12 protein-coding genes are annotated in these 12,307 nt (G+C 67.7%); 5 read left to right on the plus strand and 7 right to left on the minus strand.

All coding sequences use genetic code 11. The features are described from left to right. Positions 1–75: 75 nt before the first annotated feature. The gene (locus LCM15_RS18565) at positions 76–1,032 is read right to left on the minus strand and encodes a zinc-ribbon domain-containing protein (RefSeq protein ID WP_224859063.1); all 957 of its coding nucleotides are present in this window, start codon (positions 1,030–1,032) and stop codon (positions 76–78) included. Between the two features lie 158 nt (positions 1,033–1,190). Here LCM15_RS18565 and LCM15_RS18570 point away from each other — a divergent pair, with 158 nt between their 5' ends. The 5 genes from LCM15_RS18570 to LCM15_RS18590 all read left to right on the plus strand — a co-directional run bounded on the left by LCM15_RS18570 (position 1,191) and on the right by LCM15_RS18590 (position 4,969). Beyond that, positions 1,191–1,868 carry a cell division ATP-binding protein FtsE gene (locus LCM15_RS18570; protein ID WP_224859064.1) on the plus strand — a complete coding sequence of 226 codons (678 nt, stop codon included), beginning with the start codon at positions 1,191–1,193 and terminating at the stop codon, positions 1,866–1,868. 2 nt (positions 1,869–1,870) lie between these two features. Further along, positions 1,871–2,770: a cell division protein FtsX gene (locus LCM15_RS18575; protein WP_224859066.1), complete on the plus strand. Its 900-nt coding sequence runs from the start codon at positions 1,871–1,873 to the stop codon at positions 2,768–2,770. Further along, positions 2,770–3,504: a lysophospholipid acyltransferase family protein gene (locus tag LCM15_RS18580; protein WP_224859068.1), complete on the plus strand. Its 735-nt coding sequence runs from the start codon at positions 2,770–2,772 to the stop codon at positions 3,502–3,504. Before LCM15_RS18575 ends, LCM15_RS18580 begins: the two co-directional genes overlap by 1 nt. Next, positions 3,491–4,093: a pyridoxamine 5'-phosphate oxidase family protein gene (locus LCM15_RS18585; RefSeq protein ID WP_224859070.1), complete on the plus strand. Its 603-nt coding sequence runs from the start codon at positions 3,491–3,493 to the stop codon at positions 4,091–4,093. Before LCM15_RS18580 ends, LCM15_RS18585 begins: the two co-directional genes overlap by 14 nt. An 84-nt stretch (positions 4,094–4,177) precedes the next feature. Next, the gene (locus LCM15_RS18590) at positions 4,178–4,969 is read left to right on the plus strand and encodes an intradiol ring-cleavage dioxygenase (RefSeq protein ID WP_224859073.1); all 792 of its coding nucleotides are present in this window, start codon (positions 4,178–4,180) and stop codon (positions 4,967–4,969) included. A gap of 78 nt (positions 4,970–5,047) precedes the next feature. On the opposite strand, the gene lpdA is transcribed toward LCM15_RS18590, so the two are convergent. From lpdA to LCM15_RS18620, 6 genes are all read right to left on the minus strand, one after another. Next, positions 5,048–6,442, minus strand: a complete 1,395-nt coding sequence (lpdA, locus tag LCM15_RS18595; protein WP_224859075.1) for a dihydrolipoyl dehydrogenase — start codon at positions 6,440–6,442, stop codon at positions 5,048–5,050. 100 nt (positions 6,443–6,542) lie between these two features. After that, entirely contained in the window at positions 6,543–6,932 is a 390-nt protein-coding gene (locus tag LCM15_RS18600) for an MAPEG family protein (protein WP_224859276.1), read from the minus strand. A 2-nt stretch (positions 6,933–6,934) separates the two neighbouring features. Next, positions 6,935–7,327 (minus strand): MAPEG family protein, encoded by a 393-nt coding sequence (locus LCM15_RS18605; RefSeq protein WP_224859077.1) that lies wholly within the window; start codon positions 7,325–7,327, stop codon positions 6,935–6,937. Positions 7,328–7,329: 2 nt separating this feature from the next. Continuing rightward, positions 7,330–7,566, minus strand: coding sequence for a hypothetical protein (locus LCM15_RS18610; RefSeq protein WP_224859079.1), 237 nt, complete (start codon positions 7,564–7,566; stop codon positions 7,330–7,332). 200 nt (positions 7,567–7,766) lie between these two features. Continuing rightward, the gene (gene odhB / locus LCM15_RS18615) at positions 7,767–9,308 is read right to left on the minus strand and encodes a 2-oxoglutarate dehydrogenase complex dihydrolipoyllysine-residue succinyltransferase (protein WP_224859081.1); all 1,542 of its coding nucleotides are present in this window, start codon (positions 9,306–9,308) and stop codon (positions 7,767–7,769) included. A gap of 4 nt (positions 9,309–9,312) precedes the next feature. Beyond that, positions 9,313–12,285: a 2-oxoglutarate dehydrogenase E1 component gene (locus LCM15_RS18620; protein WP_224859083.1), complete on the minus strand. Its 2,973-nt coding sequence runs from the start codon at positions 12,283–12,285 to the stop codon at positions 9,313–9,315. Positions 12,286–12,307: the final 22 nt, after the last annotated feature.

Genomic DNA, 12,307 nt, shown 5'->3' on the forward strand with positions numbered 1-12,307 from the left:
TAAGACGCGCTACGGCGCGGAGGGGGGCGCTTGGCGCGGCCGGTCAGACAGCGGCCCCGAACGCGCCGGTGGCGCCTACTGGCCGCCGATCTGCCGCATCAGCGCGCCGACCTGATCGTCGAGCCAGAGCCGCGCGGTGTCGATCAGCTCGACATAGTCAGCGAGAAGCGGGGTCGCGCCGGGAACCAGCTCGGCGATGGTCGGGGCGAGCAGGTAGAGCGCCACCGCGACGACGGCGAGCACGATCACCAGCCGGAAGCCGCGACTGAAGCCGCGGGTCTGGGCCTCGTCCTCTTCCTCGTAGGCGGCGCGGCCCTGGGGCGTCTCCATGCTGCGGCGCTCGGAAGAGGCGCGCAGGGTCTGGTTGATTTCTTCGATATCCGGCAGCAATTCGCGGCGCGAACTGGCCGCGGCGGACTCGGGCGCCGGGGTGACGGGCGGCACAGGCGCGGGCGTTGGCTCGGGCGCGGCGGGGGGCATGTCGGCGACGCTGACTGGCTCTGCCTCGTCCGGCGCCGTGCCCAGTGCATCATCCGGCTCTTGGAAGCTGCGCGCGTCGTCCTCAGACGGGTCGGTCAGCCCCAGCTCGGGCTGGGTTTCGAGGCTGCCCGCCTCATAGGCGCGACGGCGGGCTTCGCGTTCGGCTTCCTCGCGCAGAACCTCGGCGACCGAGGGATCGAGCTCGCGGCGCGGTCGGGTCCGCGGCGGCGGGGCGAAGGCCGGCTCGGGCTCCGGGAGCGCGTCTGCGTCCGGGGCCTCGTCCTCGCCCGCGTCGTCCAGCGTCTCTTCGAACGCGTCGGCGAACTCGGCCTTGCTTTGCGCCGTGGTCTCCGGCGCGTCCTCGGGGGCGGGCTGCCAGTCGTCGTCAGTCGGGGGAAGCGATGGCTCCGGCGCCGACAGGGGGGCGTCATCGGGGTGGGACTGGAACCAGGTGTGGCCGCAATCCGAGCACTGAACGTCACGCCCGCCGTCGGGAATGGCATTCGTCGGTACTTCGTATTGCGCGCCGCAATTCGGGCATATCAGCCGCATCTGGTCCCCATATCCTGCCAAGGGTCTGCTGGTCTTCAAGGTTTCACAATAAGTTACCGCCTCAGGTCGGGAAAGCCTCTTTTCCGAAACCCGGGCGGATTGCATATGCGCCGCGGCTCATGCACAACAGGGCCTGATTTCGGAATGGTGGAACACGCGTGATCGAGCTCGATAATGTGGCCTACAGCTACGGCGGCGGAGAGCTCCTCTCGGAGTTGTCCCTGCAGCTTGCCCCCGGCTCCTTCCATTTCCTGACCGGCCCCTCCGGCACCGGCAAGACGACGCTTCTCAAGCTCTGCTACGGCGCGCTGCGCCCGACCGCCGGTCATGCGCGGCTCTTCGGCACCGACGTGCGCAACATGGACCGCGATGCCGTCGCCCTGAGCCGCCGCCGCATCGGCGTGGTGCACCAGGATTGCCAGTTCCTCGACCATCTGTCGCTCGCCGAGAACGTTGCCCTGCCGCTGACCGTGGCCGGAGAAGCTATCTCGGGGCAGGATCAGAACCTGCGCGAGCTGCTGGGTTGGGTCGGGCTGACCTCGCGGGCGAACGCCCGACCGCCCGAACTGTCTGGGGGCGAACGGCAGCGCGCGGCGCTGGCGCGGGCGGTGATATCTTCGCCCGAGGTGGTGCTTGCGGACGAGCCCACCGGCAATGTCGACTGGGAGATGTCGCAGCGGCTGCTGCGGCTGCTGATCGAGCTCAACCGGATGGGGGTGACCGTGCTGATCGCCACCCATGACCTGCAGCTCATCCGCGCCGCCAAGAGCCAGGTGCCCGCGCGGGTGCTGCGCATCGTCAATCGCAGGCTGCAATCGGCGGGGGTGGATCTGTGAAGATGTCGCTTCAGACGCTCGTCGCGCTGGCGCGCGGCGACAAGGCCGCCGACCGGGTCGTGCCGCCCACCGGCTTCACCGCGCGGCTGACGGTCTTCGCCGCCGCCGTGATGGCCTTTCTCGCGGTTTTCGCGCTGGCCCTGTCGCTGGCGGCGGGGCGGCTTGCCACGTCGTGGGGCGACGAGCTGGCGCGCGCCTCGACGGTGCGGATCTCGGCCCCGGTGGGGCAGGTGGCGGCGCAGACCGAAGCGGCGCTGCGTCTGTTGCAGCAGACCCCGGGCGTGGCGTCTGCAAGGGCGTTGAGCGAGGCCGAGCAGCAGGCGCTGCTCGAGCCGTGGTTCGGCCCCGACCTGCCGGTGTCGGAGCTGCCGGTGCCGCAGCTCATCGAGGTGACCGAAACCTCCAAGGGCTACGACGCGGCCGGGTTGCGGCTGCGCCTGCAGGCCGAGGTGCCCGGCGCGGTGCTTGACGATCACGCTCGCTGGCGCAAGCCGCTGGTGGCGGCGGCGGCGCGGCTGACAGTGTTGGGCTGGGTCTCGGGGCTTCTCATCGCCGCGGCGATGGGCGCCATGGTGACGCTAGCCGCCAACGCGGCGCTGTCTGCCAATGCGCAGGTCATCGCAGTGCTGCGCCTCGTGGGAGCCACAGATGCCTATATCGCCCGCGCCTTCGTGCGCCGCTTTACCCTGCGCACGCTGGGCGGTGCTGCGGTCGGCACGGTGCTCGGCATCGCCGCAGTCGCGCTGTTGCCGAGCGGCGACGAGACCGCCGGCTTCCTGACCGGGCTGAGCTTCCGCGGCTGGCACTGGGGCATTCCGGTGCTGGTGCCGCTGCTCGCGGCGGCGGTGGGCTTCGCCGCGACGGCAGTGGCCGCGCGCCGCGTTCTTGGAGGATTGAGTTGATGGCATACGCGCTGCAATGGCTGCGCTCGCTGGTGTTTCTGGTGGCGATCTATGGCGGAATGGCGGTGATCGGCCTCGTGTACTTTCCCTGGGCGATGCTGTCGCGCAAGGGCGCCCGTGCCGCCTGTCTCACCTGGTGCCGCTGGGTGCGCTGGAGCGCGCGCTGGATGGTCGGGCTGAGGACCGAAGTGCGCGGCAAGCCGCCGCAGGGCGAGGTCATCATCGCCTCGAAGCACCAGAGCTTCCTCGACATCATCCTGATCTTCGGCGCCGTCCCGGCGGGCAAGTTCATCATGAAGCGCGAGCTGCTCTGGGCCCCGGTGCTGGGACAATACGCCATGCGCATCGGCTGCGTGCCGGTCAATCGCGGCAAGCGGGGCGCCGCCATCTCGCGGATGCTCAAGGACGTGAAGCGCGGCGCCATCGAGCCCGGCCAGCTGATCATCTACCCGCAGGGCACCCGCGTGGCGCCGGGCGTGAAGGCGCCCTACAAGGTCGGCGCAGCGCTGCTCTACCAGCAGACCGGCCAGCCCTGCGTTCCGGCGGCGACCAATGTGGGCCTGTTCTGGCCGCGCAAGGGCATCTACCGCAAACCCGGTCTTGCCGTGGTCGAGTTCCTGCCGGTGATCGAGCCGGGCCTGTCCAAGCAGGCTTTCCTCGGTCGGCTCGAGCAGGAGATCGAGATCGCGAGCGAGGCGCTGCACCAAGAGGCGGAGCCCCATGCGCAGGATTGAGGATATCGCAGAGCTCGAGGCCCTCTACGGCACTCCCTCCGACGCGGCGCTGCGCAAGGTGGCGCAGCGGCTGACCCCGGCCTATCGGCGCTGGATCGAGGCGGCGCGCTTCTGCGTGATCTCGACCGTCGGACCCGACGGCACCGACGGCACGCCTCGCGGCGACGATGGCCCGGTGGTGGCCGAGCTTGACCCCGGCACGCTGGCGCTGCCGGACTGGCGCGGCAACAACCGTCTCGACAGCCTGCGCAACATCGTCTCGGACGGACGCATCTCGCTGATGTTCATGGTGCCCGGCGACAACGTGGTCGTGCGGGTGAACGGCACCGCCTGGCTCACCGATGACACCGCGCTACGCGAGCGCTTCCGCCACAAGACGATGCTGCCGGCCACGGTGGCGGTGATCGAGATATCCGAGATCTACGCGCAATGCCCCAAGGCGCTGCTGCGCTCGGGCCTCTGGGGGCGCGACGACAGCGCCGCCACGCCGAGCCTCGGCGAGATCCTCGACGAGATGACCTCTGGCGAGATCAACGCCGGCGCGTGGGAGCGGGACTATCCGGAGCGGGCGCGCAGTACGCTCTGGTGAGCGGGCATATTATTTCCCGAACCGCGGAACGGGACAGGGGGGCGGGCACGTTGGTCTACTGAGTTTCATTATTCAGGAGATCCCATGTCCGCCGATACGCCCCGCCCAAACCGCCGTGCCATGCTTGCCGGGTTCGCCGCCTCTCCGGTGGTGGCGACCGGTGTCGGGGTCTTCCCGAGCGCGGCGCGGGCGCAGGCGAGCGCGGCTGGGCTACTGACGCCAAATGTCTGCATGGTACAGCCCGAGGGGCCCGAGGCGGCGTCTTCCCTCGACGAGAGGCTGCTGCGCACAGATATCACCGACGCACGCGAGGGCGTGCCGCTGCGGCTGCGGCTTCAGGTGGTGACGGCGGATTGCCGTCCGGTGCCCGAGGCGCGGGTCGACATCTGGCATTGCGACGCGCGCGGCAGCTATTCGGGCGATCCGGAGCAGGGCAGCGACGGTGCCGGGGACACCGCCGAGGAAACCTTCCTGCGCGGCACCCAGATCTCGGGCGAGGACGGGCAGGTGAACTTCGACACGATCTATCCCGGCTGGCATCGTGGGCGCACCACGCACATCAATTACAAGGTGCATCTCGACGAGGAGACGGTGCTCACCAGCCAGATCTTCTTTCCCGACGCGCTGAGCCAGTATCTCTACCTCGCGGTCCCGCCCTACAACGATCGTGACGACGAGCGCGATACGACGAACGGCAATGACAGCGTGGCCCAGCAGGCGGGCGAGGGCGCCTTCGCCGCGATCCGCGAGCAGAAGGAGCGCTACGACGCGGCGCTGGTGGTCGGGATCGACCCTCAGGGCGGCGGCGGACAGACCCCTCAGCCCTCCGCAGCAGTGAGCGCCGGCGGGGTCTTCATTCCCGGGCGCACCGGCTGAGACCGCCGGTTAGCCTCGAAGCCATGAAAAAGGCCCCCGCATCGCGGGGGCCTTTTCGGTTTCGACCTGCGGGCCGCGTCAGGCGTGGATGGCACCGTCGCCGCAGGCCAGCGCCGCCTCGCGCACCGCTTCCGAGAAGGTCGGGTGGGCGTGGCAGGTCAGCGCGAGGTCCTCTGCGGAGCCGCCGTATTCCATCGTCACGCAGACCTCGTGGATCAGGTCGCCGGCCGCCGGGCCGATGATGTGGCAGCCGAGGATGCGGTCGGTTTCCTTGTCTGCCAGCAGCTTGACGAAGCCGTCGCCGGCGAACACGGCCTTGGCGCGGCCATTGCCCATGAACGAGAACTTGCCGACCTTGTAGGCCTTGCCGGCCTCCTTGAGCTCCTGCTCGGTGGCGCCGACAGAGGCGACCTCGGGGTGGGTGTAGATCACGCTGGGGATCACGTTGTAGTTCACGTGACCATGCTTGCCGGCGATGACCTCGGCACAGGCCATGCCCTCGTCCTCGGCCTTGTGGGCGAGCATCGGGCCGTCGATCGCGTCGCCGATGGCGTAGATGCCCTTGATGCTGGTGGCCCACTGGCCGTCGGTCTTGATCTGACCGCCCTTGGAGGTCTCGATGCCGAGCGCGTCGAGGCCCAGACCCTCGGTGAAGGGCTTGCGACCGGTGGCGACGAGCACCACGTCGGCCTCGACGCTGTGCTCGCTGTCATCCTTGCGCAGCTTGTAGGTCACCGTGGCCTTGCCGTCCTTGGTCTCGACCTTGGAGACCGCCGCGCCGAGGGTGAACTCGAGGCCCTGCTTGGTCAGCAGCTTCTTGAAGCTGCGCTGCACCTCGGTGTCCATCGTGGGGGTGATGGTGTCGAGGTATTCGATCACGGTGACCTCGGAGCCGAGGCGCTTGTAGACCGAACCCATCTCGAGGCCGATGACGCCGGCACCGATCACCACCATCTTCTTGGGGATCTCGGGCAGCTCGAGCGCGCCGGTCGAGGTGACCACGACCTTCTCGTCGATCTCTACCTCGGCGCCGGGCACCGAGGCAGGCACGGAGCCCGACGCGACGATGATGTTCTTGGCCTCGTGGACCTCGTCACCGACCTTGACCTTGCCGGCCTCGGGGATCGAGCCCCAGCCCTTGAGCCAGTCGATCTTGTTCTTCTTGAACAGGAACTCGATGCCGCCGGTGTTCTGGCCGATGACGTCGTCCTTGTAGGCGAGCATCTGCGTCCAGTCGACCGTGGGCGCGTCGCCCTTGAGGCCCATCTTGGCGAAGTTCTCTTCCGCCTCGTGCAGCTGGTGGCTGGCGTGCAGCAGCGCCTTGGAGGGGATGCAGCCCACGTTCAGGCAGGTGCCGCCGAGGGTCTCGCGGCCCTCGACGCAGGCGGTCTTGAGGCCGAGCTGGGCGCAGCGGATGGCGGCAACGTAGCCGCCCGGACCCGCGCCGATGACGATGACGTCGTATTGTGCCATGTGGTAGTCCTTTCCTTGTCGTCTAGGCGGGCAAGGGGCGCTGCCCCTCTGCGGCTGCGCCGCATTCACCCCGGGATATTTCGGGCCAGAAGAGGCCGCATCAGAACAGGGCCGCCACGAGCATGATGGCGGTTGCCAGAAGCCCCACCACCCAGATCAGCGAGCGCCAGGGCGCCCAGCCGAAGAGATAGGCGGGGATGTAGAGCAGGCGGGCGCCGAGATAGAGCAGCGCGCAGAGCACGGTGACCGCCGAGGTCTTGTCGGCATAGGTCACTGCGACCACCGCGATGGTGAACAGGATCAGCCCTTCGAAATGGTTGTTCATGGCGCGATGGGCCCGGCCGGCATAGCCGGTGAGCTGGCGCGGCGTGTCGCGGGGCGAGGCGGCGTATTTCCGGCCGACCTGGCGCTGCGCCAGCACCGAGAACAGGACGAACTGGCAGATCTGCAGCAGCGCGGCGAGGATGAGGGCGGTGAGCTCGGGGGTCATGGTCAGAAGACGCTCGCGATGATCATGACGAAGCACGATACCAGGCCCGCCATGAAGATGACCGAGCGCCACGGCACCCAGCCAAAGGCGTAGGCCGGCAGGTAAAGTGCGCGCGCGGCCACGAAGACCCACGCGGCGATCCCGGTGATCCAGCCGTTGCTGGCGGTGAACTCCACCAGCACCACGGCGGTGATGAACAGGCCGATATTCTCGGTGTGGTTGGCCAGCGCCCGGCGCAGGCGCTTGGCGTGCTCGGAGAGGCGCTGGTCGAGCCCCTCGCGGGTGCCGAGGTTGCCGTCGTGGCCGATATCGGCCTCGAGCGCGCGTTGCGACCAGATAACGGCGGCGAGCTGGATGAAGGCGGTGACGGCGAGGGCGGCGAGTTCGGGGCTCATGGTCATGCGGTCCTCAGGAAATGCGAGGCGGCGGGGCCGTGGCCGAGCGCGGAGCTCGTCTCGAGCCAGTTCTTGGCCTTGGGAATGTCATTTACGGAGAACAGCAGCCACTGGCCGCTGCCGCTTTCCTCGGTCCAGCGCTGCAGCAGCGTGAGGCCGGCATTGGCGCGGTTCTCGGCGTCGCTGTCGAACTCGGACGGGTCGAAACTCGGGAATTGAAGAAGAAGCTGCGTGGCCATGCTCAGGTCTCCGTTTTCAGGGGTTTCGTGGACGGAATCGTAAAGCTAGCGCGGCGGCAGATGCCGGCGAGGCATCGGGGGTCGAACGCGGCTGGGGCGGAGGCCGTCGGACATGTGGTCGATCTGGTCGCGGGGCTGCGCGGCATGAACCCTCTCCGAAAGGGGATCCCGGGCGGGACGGGCCCGCCCGGGGATCGGGATCAGAGATCCATCAGCAGGCGACGGGGATCCTCGAGCGCTTCCTTGACGCGGACGAGGAAGGTCACGGCGCCCTTGCCGTCGACGATGCGGTGATCGTAGCTCAGCGCGAGGTACATCATCGGGCGGATCTTGATCTCGCCGTTGACGACCATCGGGCGGTCCTGGATCTTGTGCATCCCGAGGATGCCCGACTGCGGCGGGTTGAGGATCGGCGAGGACATCAGCGAGCCGTAGACACCACCGTTGGAGATGGTGAAGGTGCCGCCCTGCATCTCGGCCATCGAGAGCTTGCCGTCGCGGGCGCGCTTGCCCTTCTCGGCGATCTCGCCCTCGATCTCGGCGAAGGACTTCTCGTGGACGTCGCGCAGAACCGGCACCACGAGACCCTGCGGGGTGCCCGCGGCGATGCCCATGTGCACGAAGTTCTTGTAGACCACCTCGTTGCCGTCGATCTCGGCGTTGACCTCGGGAACCTCTTTCAGCGCGTGCACGCAGGCCTTGGTGAAGAACGACATGAAGCCGAGCCGCACGCCGTGCTTCTTCTCGAACAGGTCCTTGTACTGCTTCCGCAGCGCCATCGTCTCGGTCATGTCCACCTCGTTGTAGGTGGTGAGCATGGCGGCGGTGTTCTGAGCGTCCTTCAGGCGGCGCGCGATGGTCTGGCGCAGGCGGGTCATCTTGACGCGCTCTTCGCGGGCGGCGTCCTCGGCCGGGCTCGGCGCGCGCTGCGGCTGCGCCGGGGCGGAGGAGGCTGCCGGAGCCGACTTGGCGGCGGCGATCGCGGCGGAGACGTCTTCCTTCATGACGCGGCTGTCCTTGCCGGAGCCCTTGACGTCCTTCGCATCGAGGCCGGCTTCGGCCATCGCCTTCTTGGCCGACGGCGCATCCTCGACATCACCGCGGCCCGAGGTGGTGGGCTCGGCGGCGGAGGCGGAGTTCGGGGCAGGGGCTGCGACGGCGCCATTGGAGCCGCCGGAGGCACCGGAGCCGCCGGACATGACCGCGAGCTTGCCGCCGGCTTCGACGGTGGCGCCTTCCTCGGCCAGGATCTCGGTCAGGGTGCCGGAGGCCGGGGCGGGCACTTCGACCGAGACCTTGTCGGTCTCGAGCTCGCAGAGCATCTCGTCCTGCTCGACGCTGTCACCGACCTTCTTGAACCAGGTCGAGACGGTGGCTTCGGAGACGGACTCGCCCAGCGTCGGGACCATCACGTCGACCGGGGCATCGTCGCCGGAAGCGGCGGGTGCCTCGTCGGAGGACTTGGCGGAGGGGCGTTCCTCGACGGTGGTCGAGCCGGCCTCGCCCGCCGGGGCGATGTTTGCCAGCAGTGCATCGACGCCGACGGTGTCGCCTTCGTTGGCGACGATGTCGGCGAGCTTACCGGCCACCGGCGAGGGAACCTCGACGGTCACCTTGTCGGTTTCCAGCTCGCAGAGCATCTCGTCCACGTCAACGCTGTCGCCAGGCTTCTTGAACCAGGTGGCCACCGTTGCCTCGGTCACGGATTCCCCGAGCGTGGGGACGCGCACTTCGGTCGTCATAGTCTCAATTCCCTTCGATGGTCAGCGCCTCGTTCACGAGCGCTTCTTGTTGTGCCTTGTGCTGGCTGGCCAGACCCGTGGCGGGCGAGGCCGAGGTGGCGCGGCCCACATAGACCGGCCGCTTGTGGGTGGCGTCGATGCGGCCCAGCACCCATTCGATGTTGGGCTCGATGAAGGTCCACGCGCCCTGGTTCTTGGGCTCTTCCTGACACCAGATCATCTCGGCGCCCTTGAAGCGCTCCAGTTCCTTCACGAGGCTGAGCGCCGGGAAGGGATAGAACTGCTCGATGCGCAGGATGTAGACATCGTCGAGGCCGCGGGCGTCGCGCTCTTCGAGCAGGTCGTAATAGACCTTGCCCGAGCACATCACGACGCGCTTGATCTCGGCATCTGGCTTCAGGGTGGTTTCCGAATGGCCCTTCTCGGCATCGTCCCAGAGCACGCGGTGGAAGCTCGATCCGGTGACGAAATCCTCGGCGTTGGAGACCGCCAGCTTGTGACGCAGAAGCGATTTCGGCGTCATCATGATCAGCGGCTTGCGGTAGCTGCGGTGCAGCTGGCGACGCAGGATGTGGAAGTAGTTCGCCGGGGTCGAGCAGTTGGCGACGATCCAGTTGTCCTGACCGCACATCTGCAGGAAGCGCTCGAGGCGGGCCGAGCTGTGCTCGGGGCCCTGGCCCTCGTAGCCGTGCGGCAGCAGGCAGACGAGGCCCGACATGCGCAGCCACTTGGATTCACCCGAGCTCACGAACTGGTCGAACATGATCTGGGCGCCGTTGGCGAAATCGCCGAACTGCGCTTCCCAGAGCACCAGCGAGTTGGGCTCGGCCAGCGAGTAGCCGTACTCGAAACCGCAGACCGCGTATTCCGACAGGGCGCTGTCGATCACCTCGTAGCGGGCCTGGCCCTCGCGGATGTTGTTGAGCGGGTAGTACCGCTCTTCGTCGTCCTGGTTGATCAGGCCGGAGTGGCGCTGCGAGAAGGTGCCGCGGGTGCTGTCCTGACCGGACAGGCGCACCGGGTAGCCTTCGGTGAGCAGCGAGCCGAAGGCCATGCTCTCGGCGGTCGCCCAGTCGAAGCCTTCGCCGGCCTCGAACATCTTCTTGCGCTGCTCGAGGAAGCGACCCACGGTCTTGTGCAGCGGGAAGCCCTCGGGAACCGTGGTCAGGCCCTTGCCGATCTCTTCCATGGTCTCGGGCTTGATGGCGGTCTCGCCGCGCTGGTAGTTGCCCTCTTTCTGCTTGTCGAGGTGCGACCAGCGGCCATCGAGCCAGTCGGCCTTGTTCGGCTTGAAGGTCTTGCCGACCTCGAACTCCTCGTTGAGATGGGCCTGGAAGGCGGCCTTCATGTCCTCGATCTCGCCCTCGGGGATCAGGCCGTCCTTGACCAGCCGCTCGGTGTAGAGCGTCAGCGTCGTCTTCTGCTTCTTGATCTGCTTGTACATCACCGGGTTGGTGAACATGGGCTCGTCGCCCTCGTTGTGACCGAACCGGCGGTAGCAGAACATGTCGATGACCACGTCCTTGCCGAACTTCTGGCGGAACTCGGTGGCCACCTTGGCGGCGTGCACCACGGCCTCGGGATCGTCACCGTTGACGTGGAAGATCGGCGCCTCGACCACCAGAGCGTTGTCGGTGGGGTAGGGCGAGGAGCGCGAGAAGTGCGGCGCGGTGGTGAAGCCGATCTGGTTGTTCACCACGATGTGGATGGTGCCGCCGGTGCGGTGACCGCGCAGACCCGAGAGGGCAAAGCACTCGGCCACAACGCCCTGGCCGGCGAAGGCCGCGTCGCCGTGCAGCAGCACCGGCAGGACCTGCGTGCGCTCGACATCGCCGAGCTGGTCCTGCTTGGCGCGGACCTTGCCCAGAACCACCGGGTTCACCGCCTCGAGGTGCGAGGGGTTGGCGGTCAGCGACAGGTGCACCTCGTTGCCGTCGAACTCGCGGTCCGAGGAGGCGCCGAGGTGGTATTTCACGTCGCCGGAACCGTCGACATCCTCAGGCTTGAAGCTGCCGCCCTGGAACTCGTTGAAGATCGCGCGGTAGGGCTTGTTCATCACGTTGGCGAGCACCGACAGGCGGCCACGGTGGGGCATCCCCACCACGACTTCCTTGATGCCGAGGTTGCCGCCGCGCTTGATGATCTGCTCCATCGCCGGGATCAGGCTTTCGCCGCCGTCGAGGCCGAAGCGCTTGGTGCCCATGTACTTGACGTGCAGGAACTTCTCAAAGCCCTCCGCCTCGACCATCTTGTTGAGGATGGCGCGGCGCCCTTCACGGGTGAACTTCACTTCCTTGCCGTAGCCCTCGATGCGCTCCTTGAGCCAGGAGGACTGCTCGGGGTCGGAGATGTGCATGTACTGCAGCGCGAAGGTGCCGCAATAGGTGCGCTTGAGCACGCCCATGATCTCGCGCATCGACGCGATCTGCAGGCCCAGCACGTTGTCGATGAAGATCGGCCGGTCCATGTCGGCATCGGTGAAGCCGTAGGCCTTGGGGTCGAGCTCGGGGTGCGGCTCCTTGCCATGCAGGCCCAGCGGGTCGAGATCGGCGGCAAGGTGGCCGCGGATGCGGTGGGCGCGGATGATCATCAGCGCGCGGATCGAGTCGAGCACGGCGCGCTTGACCTGATCATCGGTCAGGCTGACGCCCTTCTCGGCGGCCTTGTCGGAGATCTTCTTGCCGGCGCCCTTGGCTTCGGCCGGGGCCATCGGCATCGGCCATTCGCCGGTCAGCGCGGCGGTGATGTCGTCATCCGGGGTCGGCGGCCAGTCGGCCCGGTGCCAAGAGGCGCCCTGTGCCTCGGCCTTCACGCTGGAATCGTCATCGCCCAGGGCGCTGAAGAACTCCGCCCAGGCGGCATCCACCGCGTTGGGGTCGTTGGCGTAGCGGGCGTACATCTGTTCGAGGTACTCCGCGTTCGCGCCCTGCATGAAGCTGGAGGCGTGGAACTGGTCGTTGGGACTCTGATCCGTCATCGCGCGTCTTCCTTTCTGACCG

Source organism: Salipiger bermudensis (genome assembly GCF_020171625.1).
GTDB classification, from domain to species: domain Bacteria; phylum Pseudomonadota; class Alphaproteobacteria; order Rhodobacterales; family Rhodobacteraceae; genus Salipiger; species Salipiger bermudensis_B.

Bases quoted from the DNA above. Each gene is read 5' to 3' on its own strand.
- LCM15_RS18565 (WP_224859063.1), bottom strand. From the start codon at position 1,032: ATGCGGCTGATATGCCCGAATTGCGGCGCGCAATACGAAGTACCGACG.
- LCM15_RS18575 (WP_224859066.1), top strand. From the start codon at position 1,871: ATGTCGCTTCAGACGCTCGTCGCGCTGGCGCGCGGCGACAAGGCCGCC.
- LCM15_RS18580 (WP_224859068.1), top strand. From the start codon at position 2,770: ATGGCATACGCGCTGCAATGGCTGCGCTCGCTGGTGTTTCTGGTGGCG.
- LCM15_RS18585 (WP_224859070.1), top strand. From the start codon at position 3,491: ATGCGCAGGATTGAGGATATCGCAGAGCTCGAGGCCCTCTACGGCACT.
- LCM15_RS18590 (WP_224859073.1), top strand. From the start codon at position 4,178: ATGTCCGCCGATACGCCCCGCCCAAACCGCCGTGCCATGCTTGCCGGG.
- lpdA (WP_224859075.1), bottom strand. From the start codon at position 6,442: ATGGCACAATACGACGTCATCGTCATCGGCGCGGGTCCGGGCGGCTAC.
- LCM15_RS18600 (WP_224859276.1), bottom strand. From the start codon at position 6,932: ATGACCCCCGAGCTCACCGCCCTCATCCTCGCCGCGCTGCTGCAGATC.
- LCM15_RS18605 (WP_224859077.1), bottom strand. From the start codon at position 7,327: ATGAGCCCCGAACTCGCCGCCCTCGCCGTCACCGCCTTCATCCAGCTC.
- LCM15_RS18610 (WP_224859079.1), bottom strand. From the start codon at position 7,566: ATGGCCACGCAGCTTCTTCTTCAATTCCCGAGTTTCGACCCGTCCGAG.
- odhB (WP_224859081.1), bottom strand. From the start codon at position 9,308: ATGACGACCGAAGTGCGCGTCCCCACGCTCGGGGAATCCGTGACCGAG.
- LCM15_RS18620 (WP_224859083.1), bottom strand. From the start codon at position 12,285: ATGACGGATCAGAGTCCCAACGACCAGTTCCACGCCTCCAGCTTCATG.